The sequence below is a fragment of the Microcoleus sp. PH2017_28_MFU_U_A genome (assembly GCF_020738035.1).
Lineage (GTDB): Bacteria > Cyanobacteriota > Cyanobacteriia > Cyanobacteriales > Microcoleaceae > Microcoleus.
This window is the reverse complement of sequence record NZ_JAEQCX010000060.1, coordinates 33,064-53,869: the sequence shown is the minus strand read 5'-3', so window position 1 is coordinate 53,869 and position 20,806 is coordinate 33,064. Positions and strand designations below refer to the sequence as shown.

The window sequence follows — 20,806 nt, the reverse complement described above, 5'->3', positions numbered from 1 at the left end:
AAATTACCAATGACTAATGACTAATGACTAATGACTAATGACTAATGACTAATGACCAATGACCAATGACTAATGACTAATTACTAATTACCAATCTGGCGGTAAATTGTAATATTCAAGAGTCGATCGATCTTTGAGCAATTCTTGAGTTTGTTCATCCACCCGAATCTGACCATCAGCCAAGACTAACGCCCTTTGAGTCGTTTTCCCAATCCAGTTCAAATCGTGGGAAGCGATCAAAATTACCTCGATCGGCAATTGCGACAAAACCTTAGCCAAATGCCTCCGCCACGACGGATCTAGTCCATTTGTAGGCTCATCCAAAATTAAAATTGCCGGCTCTAATGCTAAAATTGCAGCTAATGCTGCCAACCTTCTTTGACCCCCAGAAAGCTCGTGGGCCGAACGGTTGGCAAATTCAACCAAACGGAATTCGTCTAATAGTGCTAAAGCCCGATCGCGCGCAACTCCCTCTGGTACTCCATAATTGCGTGGCCCGAACATCACATCCTCTAAAATAGTCGGCATAAATAGCTGGTCATTCGCATCTTGAAAACAAAATCCAATCTGCTTACGCGCTTCCGATAAAGTTGCCTGTTCCAGCTTAGTTCCCTGCACTCTCACCTCGCCAGATTGTGGCATTTTTAAGCCGATTAAATTTTCCAGCAAAGTGCTTTTTCCAGCGCCTGTCAAACCAAGTAAGGCAACTCTTTCTCCCGGTTGTAAGGTGAAGGAAATTCCTTGCAATACAGGTTTTTGCTGCGGATATCCGAATACTAAGTCTTGTACTTCGATTGTTGGCACAACTTTGAGATTAGTCAATTTTATTTACCTCAATTTTAGGATTAAGAGTATTTAGCCGCAGAGACCGCAGAGGGCGCAGAGAGGGAAAGAGAAAAGGAAGAAGCAAGAGGGAAGAAGTAACAATTACCAATTACCAATTACCAATTACCAATTACCAATTACCAATTACCAATTACCGTAAGAAGCTATTGTTAATCCGGCTGCGGTTAAAATCGTGACTGTCAGCCAGAGTCGCTCTTTTGGTGTTGATTTTGAGTCGGCGGGCAAACTGCCTTTGTAGCCACGAATCATCATGGCTGCGTGGACTCTCTCGGCGCGATCGAGACTTCGCAAATAAAGCGCTCCTATCATCGAAGCACTGGCGTATCTCAGCCATCCCACGCTACCCGACAAACCTCGCAGTTGAGCGGATCGTTTCATCCGGTTGACTTCTGCGAGCAATATTTCTAAGTATTGTCCAGCTAAAAGCACAATCTCTTGTAAGCCTGCTGGTAGGGGCAATCCTTTCAGGGCAATTCCGAAGCTGTGTGGCGGCAAAGTTAGCAGAAAACTGTTCATAACTAGCAAGCAAATGAGGGAACGCAGCAACAGAAAACTCGCTCGTTCCCAACCTTGTGGTAGCACTAATAAGGAGAGGAAAATTAATTCTGCTCCTAATAGTTGCAGCAGGGTTCGCAGCGGTGCTTTCAGCCAAAGTGACCAAAAAAGTGCGATCGCCCCATAAATGCCCAGCCACAGCCAAGCACCTGTCTTCATAAAACCAATCCCAATCACAATTGTGAGAGACAGTCGCAATCGAAAAGGTATGGAAAGTTTAAGCATCTTTAGATTTCACCAACTGAGCAATCCCAAAAGCCGTACCGAAACAAATACCAGAGCCTAAAACTCCAGCAATGCTAGTACCTATTGGTTGTTCTTCTAATCCTTTAACACCGTAACCAGCTAGAGGAGTTGGAATCTCAATCGCCACAGCTTCTTTATCTTTAAAACCGTATTGTTCTGCTACCGCTTCTAACCCATCAGGCCAACTTGAAGCAAACAATGAAAGCACGCCACTAATTAATAACACCCCAATTACTGGCACTAACCATTTCTGTAATTGTGGCTGTTCTCCTGGTAACAAATCCGGCCGTACTTTCACGAGATAAGTTAAAACACCGCCTGTAATTAGCCCTTCACCAATCCCAATTAAAATATGAATACCTACCATTGCTGGCAATGCGATATTCAGCTCTACTGTGCCCGAAATTGCCAATTCAATCGCCACACAAATCGAAGCAGCAACAACGCTGAGAGCGGCTGCAATCCCCGCAGCTAGCGGCAAACGATTTCTGGAACCTCCCAATAGTTGCTGCAATGGCTGCAACAGCCACCAACCCACCCAAATTCCGACTAGCCCCATATTAAAAATATTCGCTCCCAGTGCGGTGATGCCCCCATCCGCAAACAAGACGCTCTGAATTATAAAAACCGTACTCATCGCCAGAGTTGCCGCCCAAGGGCTACCCAAAACCACGGAAGCTAGTGCGCCTCCCAACAAGTGCCCGCTGGTGCCACCTGCTACAGGAAAGTTAATCATCTGGGCCGCAAACACAAAAGCCGTGGTTAAACCCATGACTGGAGCTTGTCGCAACCCAAGACTGGCGCGGGTTCGATTTAGGGCAACTGCAATAAATGCTGCGCTTGCTATGCCCGTGGCAATTGCTACGGGCGGTGAAAGAAAACCATCAGGTATGTGCATCGATATCTCCAAAACATGAGAACTCCCAACCTTTTAGTCAACTATTTTTTACAAAACTTTACAATCCCCTCTGGGGGGATTTTTGCCGATTTTGGTTTCAGAAGCCACGTATTATCGGCTTTTTGATAACTATTATCAATAATTCGCGATCGACCTGGCAGTAAAATCCCTGAAGAATCAAGCTTTGACGCAAATCTTAAAATAAAATTAACAAAAGACTAAAAGTCAATAATGTCCCTTATTATCGGTTCTTGAGAATTAGTTGCATTACTTGCTTTCTAAAAGAAGCGGTAGAAATGCCGAGTAAGCAGTAAAAGTAAAAGTTTTGGGTGCTCTAAAAACTAAAAAGCCGGATTCTATTGCTAGTTAATGTCCTTTTAGCAGTATTTTAAGGCGATCGATCGCGTGAATGTGCGATCGACTCCTCCGCACGGCTTGTATTCTCAAGAAAGTCAAAATACTAATGCAACTATTCTCAAATACGTTCCCGAACAATCCAAACTCAATGAGGCCCGATAGCGGTGCAAAATTCAATCGAAAAATCAACTACCGATTTAGTTCCATCTGAATTTCCCAGACAATTAGATATTGCTCAAGTTTCTGTCTACGGGCTGAGCATTTTATCCGCTGGTTTATTTCTGTTTATGCCTTTCGTTAACCTACTCCATCCCAGCCCTTGGCAGCGATGGATGGGAACCATTCACGGCATGGGTTCAATGTTGGCATTAGTAGTCATGGCTTATACCGGACACTTAGCATTTCCCTTGCTACGGGGAGTCGGTAAAATCTTGCCACAAATGCGTACATTAGCCTTTTGGTCAACTCTTTTGAGTTTTTTAGCCATTGCTACCGGCAACTTATCATATATGCGCTATCGAGCAGGCGCAGATTTTGGCGGAGCTCGTGCTTGGCTGAAATCAAACTCGCCTTTAGTCCAGTACATTTTGATGGAATATCACGAATTTAGCGTGCTATTTACATTGCCTTTGACAGTAGCTTGTGCGTGGATTTTGTGGCACTATGGCGACTCAATTTTAGAGAAAAAAAATCGCCCCGTTTTAGCAGCCACGTCTGTAGCTTTGATGGCAATCATGTTTTTTGCAATGGGCGGCATGGTGAGCGGACTTGGTGTTGCTAAAATTCACGCTCTTTAGTAAATAGTTAGTTGATCTAAGATTTTGCACTATTCGCAATAATCTTCTTATGTGCGGGCTAGAAGCCCACCCCACGAAAACATTTATTTTTTGTGGAACAGTCATCTTGCCTGTTTATTTTGACACTATTAGCAACAGCTAATTACCAATTTTCAAACTTAGGAGATTTCTGCAATGACTCGACAGTTTTCCCGTGACAAATCTGCTGCAAATGAACCTTTTTACGGCAAAATTTGGACTAATCTAAAACGCTTCCCCAATGCTTTAGCTGACGGAGCAGAAACTCCGCCTAAAGATTCTGGCCCTGCGGCTGCCGCATTAATTAGTGCTGGAATTGGCTGTTTTACAATGATGGTAACTCACCACTTGTCAGACACATCCAAAGCCACAGAAAAACTTGTTTGGAATCTCGGTACTTGGATTCCCGGAAGCAAGACTGATAACGAATTGTGGGGAAATATCGGCAGTTACACTGGCAAAGAAACTATGTTGCTTGTCGGTTGGCTTGTCAGTTGGCCCATTCTCCATGCTTTATGGAAGAATAAGAACATTAAAAGCCGCACCATATTTTTATGGATGTTTGGCTTATTAGTTGCCGCCACAGCTATGTGTTGGCATCCTCTATTTCCCTATTTGCCGTTAACTTAAGTAATACGAGGTTTGTTGTCAATGGAAACTAAAAATAAGCCACTTCCAGCGAGGGAGATGCACAAATTTGTTTGGGTTGGCGTAGGAGTTTTTACTCTTTTTTGTGTGACTTATCCCATCGCCATGTGGCGTGTCACTCAAAAAGAAAAGTTTCGCGGTATTTACGTCAAGTCTTTGACAATTGAGGGGAAAGATCCCGCTAAGGTAGCAGATGTTAATGCTGTTGCTAATAAACCGGCGGAGCCAGCTATGGCGACTAGCACAACACCTCCGGCTTTAGCTGTTGATAGCACAAAAAAACTGCCTGAAAAGTCTCCTGAAATTGCACCTGTTGCTAATAAGTCTCCTGAAACGGCTATTGCGAGTAGCCCTATAGATAAGACTGTCCAAGCATTGCCTGTGTCAGCAGGTAAGCAGGAAGTTCAGGCGGTTGAGGTCACTAATCAGACAGCGGAAATTACCGATCGCACCAAACTAGATGAGTTAGCTCTCAAAGTGTACGATCGCATAAATCAGACTTGGCAAGCTACTCCCACATTCACTCAAAATCTAGTCTATCGAGTCACTGCAAGTCAAGACGGGGCGATCGGCAACTTCGAGCCCCTCAACCAACCAGCCAAGGATTACACCCAAGAAACCCCCCTGCCAAATATGCTGAAGTCTTCCCAGACAGGCAGCACCAAGGCGACAGTACCCGCAGCTAAGTTTACGGTAGTATTCGCTCCTAGCGGAGTATTGGAAGTTAACCCGTAAAACTAATATTAGTCATTTACTGGATAGGGCGAACCTTTAGTCATTGCAAAAGGTTTGAGATTTTTCCAGTGCGGCATCGACTCAATTCTCATCAGGTTTTTTCGAGATTATAGCATCAATCTTGATCCCAAAGTCTAACTTCAGGGTGTAGTTTTACACGCGCTCAAATACAACCCAAACATACATATCAAAGGAGTTTCTAATGGTTCCCGATAACTTGTTGAATACATCATTTCCCCTGTTTCCCAATACTGCTATTGCAGACTTAGGAATATCCAGTGACTTGTCGCAGTTGAATAGTCTGATTGCAAAGTCGATTGGCTCACCCAGCACCCTCAATTCAGAAAGAACCGCCAGCGAAATTAAACTACTAGATAATGACAGCCTAATCACAGGCGATGGCAGCGGTACACTTTTTGCAGGCACTGGTAAAGACATCATCAATGCCGGGGCAAAAGCCACCAGCATCTTCGCTAGCGAAGGTAATAAAAGCATCGTCGGCAGCCCAGGTGACGATACCATCTACGCTCAAACAGGCAATGACATCATCAATGCCGGAGAAGGTAACAACCGCGTCTTCGCAGGCAAAGGCAACAACCGCGTGGTTACAGGTAGTGGCAACGATTTCGTCACCGCAGGTAGTGGCAACGACCAAATCTACACCGGTGCCGGCGATGACAACATCAACGCAGGCGACGGCGATAACTTGATCAAACCAGGAACTGGCAACGATACAGTTTCCCTTGGCAATGGTAGCGATCAAATCGTTCTCGAAGCAGGCCCTGGTTCCGTTACCATATCTGGATTTAATGGGAGTACAGATAAACTGCGCTTAGGCGGCAGCCTCGCGGGCCAATTCCTCTCCTTTGTCACCGAAATGGGCAACACCCTAATCAAAGCCGGAGATGACTTGTTGGCAACCATCAAAGACGTAGCTACGGGAGTACAAAAAGCTCTCCTTTCCAACGATATCCCGCTGTACCGCTACCAGGCTATTGACCTAGGTTCGATCGCACCCACAGGCAATGCCACCCAAGCTAATGCTATTAACGACAAAGGACAAATAGTTGGTCGTTCCCAAACCACCGAAGTAAGTGGCACAGGCTTCCGCAATCAAGGATTTGTTTGGGAAAATGGGGAGTTCAAGCCACTGACTAGCACTGGCATCAAAAATGGCGGCGGTGACAATACCGGAAAAGAGGTTACTCAGCGCGGTGGTGGCGGCTTTACTGCGGCCATCAATGATCTAGGTGCGATCGCCGGTACAAGCGATGAATTTGCCGGTCGAGCCACAGACCGCGGCTTGCTGTGGCAAAGGGAGGCTGGTGGCGATTACACCCTACAAATCACCGATTTGGGTGGTGTTGAAAGCTACTTCTTCGACATCAACAACAAAAACGAAATTGCTGGCCGCCACATCTACGGGCCCGGTTCTACCTCAACAGCCTCAAATCGCACCCGCGCCTTTTATTCAAGCGAAGGTTTCATCAACCCCCTGCCAGATTTGGGCGGTGACACAGGTAGAGCGGTTGGAATTAACAATAAGAGTGTAATTGTCGGCGAAGTTGACAGTGACGGACTCAACGACAAGACCGTAAACACTGCGGCGTTGTGGGAAAAAGGCGCAGACGGTAAATATAAACTAACCAACCTCGGCACCTTTGGGGCAGAACAAGCCACTCTCCGTGACATTAACGATAGCGGTCAAATCATCGGTAGTACGAGCGGTGGCACTGGGGCTACAGCCACAAGCTCACCCTTCCTCTTGCAAAACGGTCAAAAAATCAACATCGGCAGCCTTGGCGGTGCAACCGGTGCCGCCGCTGGCATCAACCAATTCGGTCAAGTGGTCGGCGTCTCCCAGAATTCGAGCCTTCAAAACCGCGCTTTTGTCTGGAACAACGGCACTATCAAAGACTTGAACAGTTTGATCCTCACAAATCCGAGCTTTGGCGGCTCGAATGTGACATTAACTAACGCTACTGGCATCAATAACTTTGGCGATATTTCTGCCTATGGCAGTTACACCTACAGAGATGCGAAGGGCGTAAACCAAACAGGAACTCGCGCTTATCTGCTGAAGGCATTGGTGACGACTTAAATAATCAGTCGAAGTACAAACGCAGATACTTTTTGGGTATCTGCGTTTTTCTGTGTGCATGTGGGGTTAAAAAATTCCTTTATTTCTGATAATTATAATAATTATCAGAAATGTCAAAAATGCTAAGTTAAAACGATGTACTGAGGGCGGGAGCGATCGATAACTTTTTCCTCTTCCAATCGAGACATTAGCCGCGTGACGGTAATCCGAGTTTTGCATTCGATATTGCTATATTGCTATTAAATTAAAAAATGTGATATTATGACAACTGCTCTTGACTGCATCTTAGATCGAAAATAGCAAATGAAAGAACTCGACGAGAAAAAAACCCAAGAACTGCTATGCACCATCATGGAATGGGAACTAGCAGGAGTAGTGCGCTACACCCACTATGCACTAATGGTGACAGGGCCAAACCGAATTCCCATCGTGCAGTTTTTTCAAGCACAAGCAACCGAATCCCTACTCCACGCCCAACAAGCCGGAGAAATTTTAACAGGTTTAGACGGACATCCCAGCCAAAAAATTGCCCCCATCGAAGAAACATACAAACACTCCATCAAAGACTTGTTGGAAGAAAGTTTAAATCACGAGAAAAAAGCGCTTAAAAAGTATAAATCCTTACTAGAAGTCGTCACAGACTCCAGCGTTTATCTCGAAGAATACGCCCGCACTCTAATTGGACAAGAAGAATTGCACCAAGTGGAACTCAAAAAAATGCTGCGGGATTACAGTTGATTTAGTCATTAGTCGTAGGGTGCGTCGGTACAAAGAATCACTCAAAAAAAATAGACAATCTCAAAGCGACGCACCTTACCATTCGTCATTGTCATTAGTTACTCCAGAACCGCCTTAAGAGTATCTATAGCGTATCTAGCTCTCATATTCGCGGACGTTGTTGGGAAGAGATCCCTATACGTTCAAGGGTTATAATAACCTGTCAGTCATACCTCATCTTTTTGAGAAAGGCTATAAGTCCTTCTCTTAGTTTCTATTCCTTCACGCCCTAGCGCTTACGCGCGGCTTCGCCTAACGCGCCTTCGCGGATCAATAAATTGATATTCTGCCAGCGCTAAAATAAAAGTTGCTAAAGACTAAACACTAACTACAAATTAGCAGTTATCAAAAAATGAACTTTACTGAAGCCATCCCAACCTTTGTAATTACCCTCCGCGAAGGCGTAGAAGCCGCCTTAGTCGTCGGAATTGTCCTAGCTTGCTTGAAAAAAGCCGACCAAACTCACCTCAATTCTTGGGTTTATGCAGGTATCGCAGCCGGCATTGCTGCTAGCGGTTTTGTCGGTGTTTTATTCAATGGATTGCTCGCAGCACTATCGACATCAAATCAGCCTTACGCACCCGTAATTAAACAGCTATTAGAAGGCGTATTGGGGATTTTTGCGATCGCCATGCTAAGCTGGATGCTAATTTGGATGACTCAGCAAGCCCGCTTTCTCAAAGCCGAAGTTGAAGGCGCACTTACCGCAGCTTTAAAATCAAACACGAATGCTGGGTGGGGCGTATTCGGCTTAATTTTTATCGCCGTACTTCGCGAAGGTTTTGAAACAGTTATATTTATCAGCGCTCAATTTCAACAAGGTTTAACTCCAGCTTTAGGTGCTGTGGGCGGTTTGCTTGGGGCTGCAATCATTGGTTCCCTAATTTTTAAATGGGGTGTCAAAATCGATATCCGCCAGTTTTTCAAATTTATGGGAATCTTATTATTGCTAATCGTCGCCGGTTTAGCAGTCTCTGCACTCAAACATTTTGACGCCTCCGCTGCCATTTTGTCCCAGACGGATAGCCAGTATGCAGCAATTTGTGTTTTTTACGATCGCACTGCACAACTCCACTCTTGTATTTTAGGCCCGATGGTGTGGAATGTAGCGGGAGTTTTGCCCGATCGACAATTTCCGGGAGTGATTCTCAAAGCGCTCTTTGGATACCGCGATCGAATCTATCTTTTGCAAGCTGTTGGTTATACAATATTCTTACTAACAGTCGGCGGTCTTTACTTCCAAAAATTAACCCCTCAACCGACTCTTCCTACCAAAAATACTCAGCCTGCTCCCCCTCAGTAGCCTTAGCCTTGCTAGCAGTTTTTATCCTTTGCTTGGCTGCTCCAAGGGCGATGTTCAGTTGACAGTTGACAGTTGACAGTTGACAGTTGACAGTTGACAGCACTTGACAAAGGAAGGAAGAGGATTGGAGTAATGAATCGTCTTCTTTTGATTTCTCAAGGGCGATCGGGCGGGCGGGCTTTCAACCAATTCTTTATGGTAAAAAAATAATTGAAAAAAAATCACCCCAAATTTTCAGGTTGCGGGATTGATTGTTTGACTTATGTATGATACTATTTGATAATGGGAATATTTTTTATTTTTTTGATAAATACTTATATTTCAATTATTAAATTATACAGTCAATAGCCCTGAAAAGCAAGTGGCAATCCTCAAAAAAAAGAAAGTTTTTTAACTAAACTTAACAAAATTTTAAAAGTTAACAGTTAGCCGTTAACAGATGTCTCAAAGACCGGGCTTAAGTGGTACAGCATTTAAGCAGTATATTTCAATGACCCGTTATCGAGTCGCCAAATCCTCTATCCGAATTCCCCTATATGGGTCGATCGCCACAGACAATCTCTGGCACCCGCAGTAGCTTACCCTTAGCGCCATTGCCTGAAGTCGCAGGCAAACCCAGAAGAAACAGGAAGCTGTTCTTGCCGGCAAAAAATCGACTCCCAGCAAGATTTTTGGCGAACAGTTTTCTGATATGCGCTCAAGAGGGCTTATAATTAGTACAAGAATATTTACAGAACCCTAAAAGTTCTTAATGAACCTTATAATCCTTAGTCAGGAACTCCGAGGCTCAAGCCACTGAGCTTGTAAGAAATTGCAAGCTGTTCTGACCAGACCCCTCTTGGGAGGAGACGTTATTTAGGTCACGACACCGGCGAATGCGACGCCAGTTTTCCGCTCTGTCACCTGCGATTAAACAGTTTTAAAGTCACTGAAACAGTGTCGCAGGTCTAACAAGCCTTTATAACCAGGTCGAGGCGAACATTACCCCGGAAGGGAGGCTCCATCAGGAGCGAACATTATGCGTACAGGGTTGCAAGATTTGAGATGGTAATTGTCCCATTGAAAGTACATTACAAAAGTACACCAGACTCTTGCAACTCCAAGGCGGTAATGGTAAAGATTCAAGGCGGTTGAAATCGCCTGGTCATTTTCCTCTCAGGTCTTTCATACCCTGAGTTTCCCACTTACCGAGTTTTTTTATGAAGCTTAAAATTAAAAAATTGCTCCTTAAAGTTACCTGGAACCCCCAGAAGGCTGTAGCCTCCGCCATCTGGTTAGCGGTGAGATAAATGATGATGCCTCGGATACTTGTTATTGATGATGACGCGGCGATCGCCGAACTCGTAGCCGTCAACCTAGAAATGGCTGGCTACGAAGTCACCCAGGCAGAAGACGGCATCAAAGGTCAGGCACTAGCAATACAAATGCTCCCCGACCTGATCATGCTAGACCTGATGCTGCCTAGAGTAGACGGATTCACAGTGTGTCAGCGATTGCGGCGTGACGATCGCACCGCCGACATACCCGTCTTGATGTTGACAGCCTTAAGTCAAACTCAAGATAAAGTAGAAGGCTTCAACTCCGGCGCCGACGATTACCTGACCAAACCCTTTGAACTAGAAGAAATGCTGGCACGAGTGCGAGCCTTGCTGAGGCGCACAGACCGCATCCCCCAAGCTGCCAAACACTCAGAAATCCTGAATTACGGCCCGCTAACTCTTGTCCCCGAAAGGTTTGAAGCTGTTTGGTACGTTAATACCGTCAAACTGACTCACCTAGAGTTCGAGTTGTTGCACTGCTTGCTCCAGCGCCACGGTCAGACAGTCTCTCCCAGCGAAATTCTCAAAGAAGTCTGGGGTTACGACCCCGATGACGATATCGAAACAATTCGCGTACACATCAGACACCTGAGAACCAAGATGGAACCCGATCCCCGCCATCCTCGGTACATCAAAACCGTATACGGCGCGGGTTATTGCCTGGAGTTGCCCAGCAACGAGCAAGTAGCTGAAGAAAGTAAATCCTCTGCTTGAGCTAGCACCTCAGATTAATTCCGGTTGTACTGCAATGATAGAGGAGACGGCAATGCCGTGTCCCTACCCAAAATAATATTGTAGGGACACGGCACTGCCGTCTCCTCATCTCGGCTAATCAAAATTCGGATGCTACCGAATTTGATATCAAATGCAACAAGCAATTAAATATCTAGCTAAAAAAGCCTGGGAACACTTGTTCTCAGGCTTTTGAGTTGAAATATCCACTCCTGTCTATTTCTGCACCTTACTAAAATTCTTTATCAATAAATCTAGACATATTTACTTACTGCAAATCTACACCAGTAATGAAAATAGTCATAGCCGATCGGCATAACTCCACAAAATCCTTGCTACGCAATCTTTTCGGCAGCCTTGTTACATATCTCAACCAAACTTAATGATAATCTTTAGCAAAAAGACTTGACTAAGCCAGCAAAATTGTTGATTATCTATATCAATAAGCTGCACAAGCTTAAGACTCAATTGACATCATTCTCAAGAGGTGACTCGCCGTGACAAACATGGCAAAAACATCCTTCCCAGCCGAAGGAGAAACCTTCCCCTGGTGGGCCGGCAACGCCCGCTTAATCAACCTTTCCGGTCGTTTGCTAGGCGCTCACGTCGCCCAAGCCGGCCTCATCGTCCTCTGGGCGGGAGCCTATACCCTGTTTGAGCTTTCCCGCTTCAACCCAGAATTGCCCATGTACGAACAAGGCTTAATTCTGCTGCCCAACCTAGCCAGACTTGGCTTGGGTGTCGGAGCCGGAGGCAAAATTGTTGATACCTATCCGTACTTTCAGATTGGTGTCATTCATCTAATCAGCTCAGCCTTTCTCGGCTTCGGTGGCATCTTCCACTCCCTCAAAGGAGAAGCCACCCTCGAAGAAAAAACTCCTTTCTTCGGCTACAGATGGGAAGACAAAGACAAAATGACCACCATCTTGGGCATCCACCTAGTTTTGTTAGGTGTTGGTGCCTTCTTGTTGGTGGCCAAAGCAATGTATTTCGGTGGTTTGTATGATACCACGATCGGGCAAGTGCGGGTGATTTCGGAACCCACATTCGACCCAACTGTGATTTTCGGCTACCTATTCGGCGCAGGTGGCAAAAACTGGATTGCCTCCGTCAACAACCTCGAAGATGTTGTCGGCGGCCATATGTGGGTAGGAATTCTCTGCATAATCGGCGGGTTGTGGCACATTCGCACTCAGCCTTTTGCTTGGACAGAAAACCTGTTCGTCTGGTCAGGAGAAGCTTATCTCTCCTACAGTCTTGGCGCTTTAGCCTTAATGGGTTTCATCGCCGCCTACTTTGTCTCAGTCAACACCCTGGTTTACCCAGTAGAATTCTTCGGCCCAGCCTTAAAAATTGGCATCCAGCAATATCCCTATTTCGATAGTGGAGAAGTTTTGACTTCTCGAACTTGGCTGGCAAATTCTCACTTCTGGTTAGCCTTCTTCTTCTTGCAAGGACATATTTGGCACGCCCTCCGAGCAGCGGGATTTGACTTCCGCAAAGGCGAAGTCGTCAACCAAGTTGCAGCGAATGCAGCGAGTTAACCCAGAATTTACGCGCGGGGGTCAAAAACCCGGTTTCTGCACCAACATTTCTCGAAAAAAGCGACGACTTTTGTGAGAAACCGGGTTTTTTGGGCAACTCCAATTCACCGAAATTAGAGGAAAGCGAAAATGCAAGCAATAGCTGAACCGAATTTAAAACCAGAACTGGAAAAGCCAGAAAACGAGTACGGCTGGTGGGCTGGTAACGCCCGTTTCACAGAATTGTCAGGACGAATTTTAGGAGCTCACGTCGCTCACGCAGGTTTGATTGTACTGTGGGCCGGGGCGATGACTCTGTTTGAAATTTCCAATTTCAACCCGCAGCAGCCCATGTACGACCAAGGTTTAATCCTGCTGCCACATTTGGCAAGTTTGGGTTTGGGAGTAGGTAAAGGTGGTCAAATTGTTGATATCTATCCCTATTTTGCGATCGGAGTTGTGCATTTAATTAGCTCCGCAGTTCTTGGTGCCGGCGGCCTTTATCATTCCTTGCTCGGCCCGAAAGTATTGCCACAAAACAACACTTTCTTTGGTTCCTTCGGCTACGACTGGGAAGACAAAGATAAGATGACCAGCATCATCGGCATTCACCTATTACTATTAGGTGCTGGTGCTTGGCTGCTAGTCGCAAAAGCCTTATTTTGGGGAGGTCTTTACGATCCCCACGTCGCAGATGTACGAATAATTAGCGAACCAACCCTCAATCCCGCCCGCATTTTTAGCTATCTCTTGCCCGTACAAGGCCCGGAAGGAATGGCAGCAGTTGACAACTTAGAAGATGTTGTGGGCGGTCACATTTATGTCGGCTTGCTCTGCATCATTGGCGGTTTCTGGCATATCTTCACCAAGCCTTTTGCCTGGGCCCAGCGAGTGTTGTTTTGGTCGGGAGAAGCTTACCTTTCTTACAGTTTGGGCGCTTTGGCTTACATGGGCTTTTTGGCTGCCTACTTTGTGACAGTAAACGACACTGTTTATCCAGAGGTTTTCTACGGCCCTGTGGGTTTAACCGGCCCGGAAGCCACAGTAGTTTCTTCGCGGACTTGGCAGGCAACAAGCCACTTTATCTTAGCGATTTTGGCGCTTTCCGGTCATATTTGGCACGCCCTGCGGGTACGGACAAAAGCAGCAGGATTTGATTTTCGATCGGGCGAATTTGTAACGGCAACTCCTGCTATGGTTCCAGTTGCAAGTGCAACGACAACCGTAAGTTTTTCTGACACGACTGTAACTTTTTTGCGGAATTTGCCGATTTACCGCAAGGGATTGTCTCCCATAGTCAGGGGATTAGAAGTTAGCTTGGCTCACGGCTATTTCCTGGTAGGAGCTTTTGCAGTATTGCTGCCTTTACAAGAAAAAGGTTTAGCACCTCTGGCAGGATTGCTGGCAACTCTGGCATTAGTCTTGATTTTGGCAATAGGCCTCTCGATTTACGAGAATCGGAACATCGAAGCAGGTAAAGTTCTTTACTGGCACAAAACGCCGGAAGATTGGAGTTTATTCCGGGGCGGTTTTGTGATCGGAGGTACGAGCGGAGCTTTCCTTGCTTATTTGCTGCTAGACAATTTTGCTGGCATTGATGCAATTTTCCGAGGTGTTGTGAACTGAACTCAAAATAGAATCTGAATCGAATTTAAGCAAGAAATTAGAACTTTGTTTCTTGCTTAAATTGGCTCATTTCTGGATTTGTGTGTACTGTTGAGAAAATCACCCTATGACTGTTTTTATTTGCTGTTTCTGTATCGGGACTTTGATGGTTCTGTTTTTGTGGAGTATTTCGGTAGCGCTGCGAGAAGGATTCTATCAAATTCGGCGACTGCATCAAATTCCGTGTTCGGATTGCGAGTTTTTTACTAATGACTACCGTCTCAAGTGTACCGTGCGGCCGTGTGTTGCTTGTACTGAAGATGCGATCGGCTGTACCGACTTTGAACCGAAAACTTGTTTTGCCAATTCTTGTCAACAACATTGCTCTAAGCTTCATAAACCTTACACAGAAATACCGACAACTAATCCTTCAGTTACACCTTTAGCAAGAGGGAAAAGCGGCTATAGCCCTCAATTATGAATTGCGAACAATTTGTAGGGGTAGTGCCCCGTGCCTACCCTCCTCTCCTCTCCTAGATAACTAAATCCTTCTGCCTTCACAAATATGAATTTATACAGTGCTAACTCACTCAAAGTCGAACTCAACCAGAGGGGCTGTCGCCTGACTCCCCAGCGAGAAACTATTTTAAGCGTCTTTCAAAATCTACGGCAAGGCAATCATTTGAGTGCAGAAGAGTTATATAAAACTTTACAGAGTCAAGGAGAAAAAATTGGCTTATCTACTGTATATAGAACATTGCATTTATTAGCCAGAATAGGGATTTTGCGCGAACTAGAATTAGCAGAAGGACACAAACATTATGAACTAAATTTGCCTGAATTACACCACCATCATCACCTGGTTTGCATTCAGTGTCACAAGACTTTTGAATTTAGCGATGAATCGATTTTTAAAATTGGGAAAAAGCAAGTTGAAAAAGCTGGTGTAGAATTGCTGGATTGTCAGTTAACTGTGCGTGCTGTTTGTTTTGAAGCGCTGCGGGAGGGATGGCCTTCTTTGATACCTAGCAATTGGTTATGTCCTCAATACCATTCGGAAATGGAGAGTGAAGTTCTTTAGGGGCGGTGGCTGTGAGCTCCCGCCCTTGGCAATCAAGCAACCTCTGAATCGAAACGTTGGTGTTCCATCCGAAATACGTTGGCGTACAAACTAGCAACAATCTGTTTGCCTTCCTGGGTCAACTGCAAATAACCGAGAGATTCGCTAATGTGAGGATAAATTCCACTCCAGTAAAACTTAGAGTAGCTTTGGAGCAAGTCGCCCGGATGTCGGTATCCCAAAACTTTAGTAGCACCGCTTTCTTCCAATTCGTAAAACAGCGCGCCAATTTTTTGTAAATATTGTGGGTTGCTGAGCTGACCTATCAAGTCAGCACCGCGAACTAAACTAGAATAATTACCTGCATCTTGGTCAATGTTGCCGTCAAGCACCGAGAAACGAGTCTGTTCTATGTTCTGCTTGATTATCTCAGCATTAATTAGCTTGTGGTTGCCGAAGCGCTCGTCAATGAATAGTTTTGCTCTGTCAACTCGGTAAGGAGATAAACTAGCCGCTGTTGCACCAGGAGCAAGTGCAATTCTCATGCCATCTTTTCCGGTAGCATACAATCCTGCTGATGCTTGGTCTTCTCGGCAAACTCCTTTGACATATCCGATATCTTGGCACAGCAAAGAAATGATGAAGTGCAGCCAATTTTCACACGAGACTCCGCCCTTGCGAATGTGTTTTCCCCGCAAAATTTCTTGACCGACCAAGGTAATACAAATGGCGTGTTCTGTATTGTGATAAAGAGCGTCGCTGCTGGCAATGTTTTCTAACGCCATTGCCCCCACCCAGGCAATAATGTCGGCATAGTCGGATTTGTAGCCTCCGTAAGTGCGACTATATCCATTTTCTAGTTGTTTGATGAAAGCTTCGATCAGCAGTTCTGTAGAATTAAACATACCCTGTCCTTTTCCTTGAATATTGCCTGTCAAGTGTGGTGAGTCTTATTTGAGTCTCTATATAATATAATTTATATATGATTTTATGGATGAGATTTTAACTCAAAACTGAAAACTCACTCACCTGCGTTGTTGGCGCTTGCCTTTGGAGGTAATATCAACACTCCAAACGCCACTTAGTCCATGACTAAAAGCCATCCCCGTCGGACTGCATAGAGCAGTCTGCTAACAATTTTTAGCTCGTCTGAACTTTTTAAAGTCTCAGAATTAATTTCGTATTGAATTTGGTGGAACACCGTCCGATCTATCTTACCGGATTTCCAAATATTCAAGTAAAGTTCGGAAATTGTACTTTCAGGAATATAAGTTTTGGTTTTCATCTGCGCTCAACTAAATGTATATTGCTTATTATCAGGTAATTTTATATAACTTTATGTGATGTCGATCTCTCTGAGGCTGTGATGCGAGCGGCTGTGATGCGATCGCACGGTAGAGTTGATGGGCGTCTCCGAAAAATGGTGGTTCGATATTTCGCGCGATCGATTTTGCACCACTGCTGTGACCCTCTTCAAAGTTGGGCTTCAATATATAATGCCACATATGTATTGGTACGACGGGCGATCGCCGCATCCCAACTTCGAGCAAACAAGCAAGAAAGTTCGCCCGCCGTGGAAATTTCTTGCCAAAAAAACTCGAGTCGTGTACTATATAGAGTCTGGTATCCTCACTTACCCATAATTATTTTCATTTATCCCGTCCCCACACAGGGGAAGGGACTTTCAGTGCGGATGCCGCCAAATCACTATATTCAGCAAAAAGCTAGAAATGCCGTAACTCATGCCCACTATTCAGCAACTCATCCGTTCAGCACGGGAACAAACGCAGAAAAAAACCAAATCGCCAGCTCTCAAGAGTTGCCCCCAGCGCCGCGGAGTTTGCACCAGAGTGTACACGACCACCCCGAAAAAACCCAACTCGGCGCTGCGGAAAGTGGCTCGGGTACGGCTGACCTCTGGTTTTGAAGTGACAGCCTACATCCCCGGCATCGGTCACAACTTGCAAGAACATTCGGTAGTAATGATTCGAGGCGGTCGGGTAAAAGATTTACCTGGAGTTAGATACCACATCATTCGCGGTACATTAGACACTGCCGGCGTGAAAGACCGCAAGCAAGGTCGTTCAAAAACAGTTGACAGTTGACAGTTGACAGTTGACAGTTGACAGTTTAAGAGCGACCTCTACCTAGAAGGAAGAGGATTGGAGTAATGAATAGTCTGATTTTAACTTCTCCCTCACTCGTGTTCCGGCTTTCAACCAATTCTTTCTGGTAACTCGCATCCTTGAGGGGTGGAAAAGCCAAACTTTCGATCGTCCGCGATCGATAATATCTGAGTTCAAAACCCCAAATTCAATCATTCAAAATCAAAAATCCCAAATAGAACTATGTCTCGCCGCACAGTTATTCAAAAACGTCCAGTTCCTCCAGATCCAACCTACAACAGCCGGTTGGTAAGCATGATGGTGAGACGGATCATGCAGCACGGCAAAAAATCCGTGGCCTCCAGCATAGTCTACGACGCCCTGAAAACCATCCAAGAACGCACAGGAGCTGAACCGTTAGACTTGTTTGAAAAAGCAGTCAAAAACGCTACACCCCTGGTAGAAGTCAAAGCCCGCCGGGTAGGTGGCGCTACATACCAAGTGCCGATGGAAGTACGTTCCGATCGCGGAACCACCCTCGCACTCCGTTGGCTGATTAGATTTGCCCGCGCCCGCACAGGCCGCTCAATGGCAGCTAAACTGGCTAACGAACTGATGGATGCAGCCAACGAAACAGGCAGTGCTATTCGCAAGCGCGAAGAAACACACCGTATGGCAGAAGCTAACAAGGCTTTTGCTCACTACCGTTACTAATTGCCAAATCGTCGGGCATGGAGAAGAGGTCGATCGCGCGGCATAAAAGCATCGGGCGATCAATTGAAAAGTGTAAATTTTGAGTATTGAGATTGCTTCTCCAGGGACAATGCTGCCGGCCATTCGTGAAGCAAACTCAAAACTCCCAAAGTAAAAATTCACCCGGTCTCTGAATCCTCCATGTCGCATCCTTAATATTTTTGTAAACAAATGTTGCAAAAAATATTAAAATGTAACAATACGCTCCATATACTTATGTTCTAAGTCGGTAGCGATGGCAAACAAAGTTATTATGTAGTATAGTTGTATTATAGCAACACAAACTCCAAGGAGGTAGCTGTGGCACGTATCGTCCCGCTAGAGAAAACTCGCAACATCGGCATCGCCGCCCACATTGACGCGGGCAAAACAACAACAACAGAAAGAATTCTGTTCTATTCTGGCATGGTTCACAAAATGGGTGAAGTGCACGATGGAACAACAATTATGGACACGATGGCGCAAGAGCGAGAGCGGGGAATTACGATTACTGCTGCCGCTATCACCACCACTTGGAAAGAGCACAAAATCAACATCATCGACACTCCCGGACACGTAGACTTCACTATCGAAGTAGAACGTTCCATGCGAGTGCTTGACGGAGTGATCGCAGTATTCTGCTCGGTAGGTGGAGTGCAACCACAATCGGAAACAGTTTGGCGACAAGCCGATCGGTATAAAGTACCGCGAATCGTGTTTGTCAACAAAATGGATCGGATGGGCGCGAACTTCTACAAAGTCTATGCTCAAATTTGCGATCGGATGAGAGCGAACGCTGTACCCATCCAAATCCCGATCGGCAGTGAGGAAAACTTCCGGGGAATTGTAGACATAGTGCAAATGAAAGCCTATATCTACAAGAACAACACGGGCACTGATATCGAGGAAGTAGAAATCCCCGATGAAGTCCAAGAGCTAGCGGCCCAATATCGCACCAAGCTGATCGAATCCGTAGCAGAAACCAGCGACGCCCTTACCGAGAAATACCTCGAAGGTGTAGAACTAACCGAAGACGAAATCCGTTTGGCCCTGCGCCACGGTACTGTCCAAGGTACGATCGTCCCCATGCTGTGCGGTTCGGCATTCAAAAACAAAGGCGTTCAGTTGTTGTTGGATGCAGTCATCGACTATCTGCCGTCGCCCTTGGAAGTTCCCCCAATTCAAGGACTCCTACCCAACGGCGACACCGCAGAGCGCTTTGCCGACGACAACGCCCCGCTGTCAGCTCTGGCATTCAAAATCATGGCAGACCCCTACGGTCGCCTGACCTTCCTCCGCGTTTACTCCGGTGTCCTCAAAAAAGGTAGCTACGTCCTCAACTCCACCAAAGACAAAAAAGAGCGGGTTTCTCGCCTAATTGTACTCAAAGCGGACGATCGGATAGACGTAGAAGAACTCCGCGCCGGAGACTTGGGAGCAGCCTTGGGTCTGAAAGACACCTTCACAGGCGATACCATCTGTGAAGAAGGCTCCGAAGTGATTCTGGAGTCCCTGTTTATTCCAGAACCAGTCATCTCGGTAGCGGTGGAACCCAAAACCAAACAAGACATGGAGAAGCTCTCCAAAGCCCTCCAGTCACTCTCCGAAGAAGACCCCACCTTCCGAGTCAACGTTGACCCAGAAACCAATCAGACAGTCATCGCCGGCATGGGAGAACTGCACTTGGAAATTTTGGTAGACAGGATGCTGCGCGAATTCAAAGTAGAAGCCAACGTCGGTCAGCCGCAAGTAGCCTACCGCGAAACCATTCGCAAATCCGTCCGCGCCGAAGGTAAATTTATCCGCCAAAGCGGCGGTAAAGGTCAGTACGGTCACGTGGTGATCGAACTAGAACCTGCTGAAGAGGGAACCGGCTTTGAATTTGTCTCCAAAATTGTCGGTGGCACTGTACCGAAAGAGTACATCAATCCGGCAGCACAAGGGATGAAAGAAGCCTGCGAATCAGGTATTCTAGCAGGATATCCCGTGATCGACCTCAGAGCTACTATGGTAGACGGGTCTTTCCACGATGTAGACTCTTCAGAAATGGCATTCAAGATCGCCGGTTCAATGGCAATCAAAGAAGCCGTGATGAAGGCGTCGCCTGTGCTGCTAGAGCCTATGATGAAGGTAGAGGTTGAAGTTCCCGAAGATTACATCGGGAACGTCATCGGAGACCTCAACTCGCGTCGGGGTCAGATCGAAGGTCAAGAGACGGATCAGGGAATTGCCAAAGTTTCTGTAAAGGTTCCACTAGCAGAAATGTTCGGTTACGCTACTGACATCCGCTCCAAAACCCAAGGTCGAGGCATCTTCACAATGGAATTCAGCCATTACGAAGAAGTGCCGCGAAATGTGGCTGAAGCCATTATCGCTAAGAACAAAGGGAACTAATGATTTAAGGTTTTAGATTTTGGATTTTGGATTGAATCCAAAATCTAGAATCTAA

General features: G+C 45.9%; 19 protein-coding genes. 14 read left to right on the top strand and 5 right to left on the bottom strand.

What is annotated here, in order from left to right; translation table 11 throughout:
• Positions 1–87: 87 nt before the first annotated feature.
• From JGK14_RS15520 to JGK14_RS15510, 3 genes are all read right to left on the bottom strand, one after another.
• Positions 88–822, bottom strand: coding sequence for an energy-coupling factor ABC transporter ATP-binding protein (locus JGK14_RS15520; protein ID WP_293183842.1), 735 nt, complete (start codon positions 820–822; stop codon positions 88–90).
• A 147-nt stretch (positions 823–969) separates the two neighbouring features.
• Positions 970–1,626, bottom strand: a complete 657-nt coding sequence (locus tag JGK14_RS15515; protein ID WP_293183840.1) for an energy-coupling factor transporter transmembrane component T family protein — start codon at positions 1,624–1,626, stop codon at positions 970–972.
• Positions 1,619–2,545, bottom strand: a complete 927-nt coding sequence (locus tag JGK14_RS15510) for an energy-coupling factor ABC transporter permease (RefSeq protein ID WP_293218633.1) — start codon at positions 2,543–2,545, stop codon at positions 1,619–1,621. Before JGK14_RS15510 ends, JGK14_RS15515 begins: the two co-directional genes overlap by 8 nt.
• A gap of 521 nt (positions 2,546–3,066) precedes the next feature.
• Between JGK14_RS15510 and JGK14_RS15505 the strand changes: the two genes are divergently transcribed.
• The 11 genes from JGK14_RS15505 (at position 3,067) to JGK14_RS15455 (ending at position 15,541) form a co-directional block, all read left to right on the top strand.
• Positions 3,067–3,699 (top strand): hypothetical protein, encoded by a 633-nt coding sequence (locus JGK14_RS15505; protein WP_293183836.1) that lies wholly within the window; start codon positions 3,067–3,069, stop codon positions 3,697–3,699.
• A 174-nt stretch (positions 3,700–3,873) separates the two neighbouring features.
• Entirely contained in the window at positions 3,874–4,347 is a 474-nt protein-coding gene (locus tag JGK14_RS15500; protein WP_293183834.1) for a hypothetical protein, read from the top strand.
• 21 nt (positions 4,348–4,368) lie between these two features.
• Entirely contained in the window at positions 4,369–5,100 is a 732-nt protein-coding gene (locus JGK14_RS15495) for a hypothetical protein (protein WP_325315249.1), read from the top strand.
• Positions 5,101–5,302: 202 nt separating this feature from the next.
• Positions 5,303–7,201, top strand: coding sequence for a DUF3466 family protein (locus tag JGK14_RS15490; RefSeq protein WP_293183830.1), 1,899 nt, complete (start codon positions 5,303–5,305; stop codon positions 7,199–7,201).
• A gap of 303 nt (positions 7,202–7,504) precedes the next feature.
• Complete coding sequence (locus tag JGK14_RS15485; RefSeq protein ID WP_293153590.1) at positions 7,505–7,939, top strand: ferritin-like domain-containing protein; 435 nt, start codon at positions 7,505–7,507, stop codon at positions 7,937–7,939.
• A 391-nt stretch (positions 7,940–8,330) separates the two neighbouring features.
• Positions 8,331–9,281 carry an FTR1 family iron permease gene (locus JGK14_RS15480; protein ID WP_293183827.1) on the top strand — a complete coding sequence of 317 codons (951 nt, stop codon included), beginning with the start codon at positions 8,331–8,333 and terminating at the stop codon, positions 9,279–9,281.
• Positions 9,282–10,576: 1,295 nt separating this feature from the next.
• Complete coding sequence (locus JGK14_RS15475) at positions 10,577–11,314, top strand: response regulator transcription factor (protein WP_293153650.1); 738 nt, start codon at positions 10,577–10,579, stop codon at positions 11,312–11,314.
• A gap of 524 nt (positions 11,315–11,838) precedes the next feature.
• Complete coding sequence (locus JGK14_RS15470) at positions 11,839–12,876, top strand: chlorophyll a/b binding light-harvesting protein (protein ID WP_325315251.1); 1,038 nt, start codon at positions 11,839–11,841, stop codon at positions 12,874–12,876.
• A gap of 129 nt (positions 12,877–13,005) precedes the next feature.
• Complete coding sequence (locus JGK14_RS15465; RefSeq protein WP_325315248.1) at positions 13,006–14,481, top strand: chlorophyll a/b binding light-harvesting protein; 1,476 nt, start codon at positions 13,006–13,008, stop codon at positions 14,479–14,481.
• 106 nt (positions 14,482–14,587) lie between these two features.
• Positions 14,588–14,941, top strand: a complete 354-nt coding sequence (locus JGK14_RS15460; protein WP_293186984.1) for a hypothetical protein — start codon at positions 14,588–14,590, stop codon at positions 14,939–14,941.
• A gap of 84 nt (positions 14,942–15,025) precedes the next feature.
• Entirely contained in the window at positions 15,026–15,541 is a 516-nt protein-coding gene (locus JGK14_RS15455) for a transcriptional repressor (RefSeq protein WP_293186983.1), read from the top strand.
• 32 nt (positions 15,542–15,573) lie between these two features.
• Here JGK14_RS15455 and JGK14_RS15450 read toward each other — a convergent pair whose 3' ends face one another.
• On the bottom strand, positions 15,574–16,425 hold the full coding sequence (locus tag JGK14_RS15450) for an Npun_R2479 family HD domain-containing metalloprotein (protein ID WP_293186982.1): 852 nt from the start codon (positions 16,423–16,425) through the stop codon (positions 15,574–15,576).
• A gap of 176 nt (positions 16,426–16,601) precedes the next feature.
• Positions 16,602–16,805, bottom strand: coding sequence for a hypothetical protein (locus JGK14_RS15445; protein WP_293153605.1), 204 nt, complete (start codon positions 16,803–16,805; stop codon positions 16,602–16,604).
• A gap of 457 nt (positions 16,806–17,262) precedes the next feature.
• Between JGK14_RS15445 and rpsL the strand changes: the two genes are divergently transcribed.
• From rpsL to fusA, 3 genes are all read left to right on the top strand, one after another.
• Positions 17,263–17,625 (top strand): 30S ribosomal protein S12, encoded by a 363-nt coding sequence (gene rpsL / locus JGK14_RS15440; protein ID WP_325315247.1) that lies wholly within the window; start codon positions 17,263–17,265, stop codon positions 17,623–17,625.
• 243 nt (positions 17,626–17,868) lie between these two features.
• On the top strand, positions 17,869–18,339 hold the full coding sequence (gene rpsG, locus JGK14_RS15435) for a 30S ribosomal protein S7 (RefSeq protein ID WP_006632196.1): 471 nt from the start codon (positions 17,869–17,871) through the stop codon (positions 18,337–18,339).
• Between the two features lie 339 nt (positions 18,340–18,678).
• The gene (gene fusA / locus JGK14_RS15430) at positions 18,679–20,751 is read left to right on the top strand and encodes an elongation factor G (protein ID WP_293186980.1); all 2,073 of its coding nucleotides are present in this window, start codon (positions 18,679–18,681) and stop codon (positions 20,749–20,751) included.
• Positions 20,752–20,806: the final 55 nt, after the last annotated feature.

Excerpts from the sequence above, each read along its gene's own strand:
- JGK14_RS15495 (WP_325315249.1), top strand. The coding sequence starts at position 4,369 with ATGGAAACTAAAAATAAGCCACTTCCAGCGAGGGAGATGCACAAATTT.
- rpsL (WP_325315247.1), top strand. The coding sequence starts at position 17,263 with ATGCCCACTATTCAGCAACTCATCCGTTCAGCACGGGAACAAACGCAG.
- JGK14_RS15450 (WP_293186982.1), bottom strand. The coding sequence starts at position 16,425 with ATGTTTAATTCTACAGAACTGCTGATCGAAGCTTTCATCAAACAACTA.
- JGK14_RS15460 (WP_293186984.1), top strand. The coding sequence starts at position 14,588 with ATGACTGTTTTTATTTGCTGTTTCTGTATCGGGACTTTGATGGTTCTG.
- JGK14_RS15515 (WP_293183840.1), bottom strand. The coding sequence starts at position 1,626 with ATGCTTAAACTTTCCATACCTTTTCGATTGCGACTGTCTCTCACAATT.
- JGK14_RS15500 (WP_293183834.1), top strand. The coding sequence starts at position 3,874 with ATGACTCGACAGTTTTCCCGTGACAAATCTGCTGCAAATGAACCTTTT.
- JGK14_RS15470 (WP_325315251.1), top strand. The coding sequence starts at position 11,839 with ATGGCAAAAACATCCTTCCCAGCCGAAGGAGAAACCTTCCCCTGGTGG.
- JGK14_RS15480 (WP_293183827.1), top strand. The coding sequence starts at position 8,331 with ATGAACTTTACTGAAGCCATCCCAACCTTTGTAATTACCCTCCGCGAA.
- JGK14_RS15510 (WP_293218633.1), bottom strand. The coding sequence starts at position 2,545 with ATGCACATACCTGATGGTTTTCTTTCACCGCCCGTAGCAATTGCCACG.
- JGK14_RS15465 (WP_325315248.1), top strand. The coding sequence starts at position 13,006 with ATGCAAGCAATAGCTGAACCGAATTTAAAACCAGAACTGGAAAAGCCA.
- JGK14_RS15455 (WP_293186983.1), top strand. The coding sequence starts at position 15,026 with ATGAATTTATACAGTGCTAACTCACTCAAAGTCGAACTCAACCAGAGG.
- JGK14_RS15445 (WP_293153605.1), bottom strand. The coding sequence starts at position 16,805 with ATGAAAACCAAAACTTATATTCCTGAAAGTACAATTTCCGAACTTTAC.
- JGK14_RS15475 (WP_293153650.1), top strand. The coding sequence starts at position 10,577 with ATGCCTCGGATACTTGTTATTGATGATGACGCGGCGATCGCCGAACTC.
- JGK14_RS15490 (WP_293183830.1), top strand. The coding sequence starts at position 5,303 with ATGGTTCCCGATAACTTGTTGAATACATCATTTCCCCTGTTTCCCAAT.
- JGK14_RS15485 (WP_293153590.1), top strand. The coding sequence starts at position 7,505 with ATGAAAGAACTCGACGAGAAAAAAACCCAAGAACTGCTATGCACCATC.
- rpsG (WP_006632196.1), top strand. The coding sequence starts at position 17,869 with ATGTCTCGCCGCACAGTTATTCAAAAACGTCCAGTTCCTCCAGATCCA.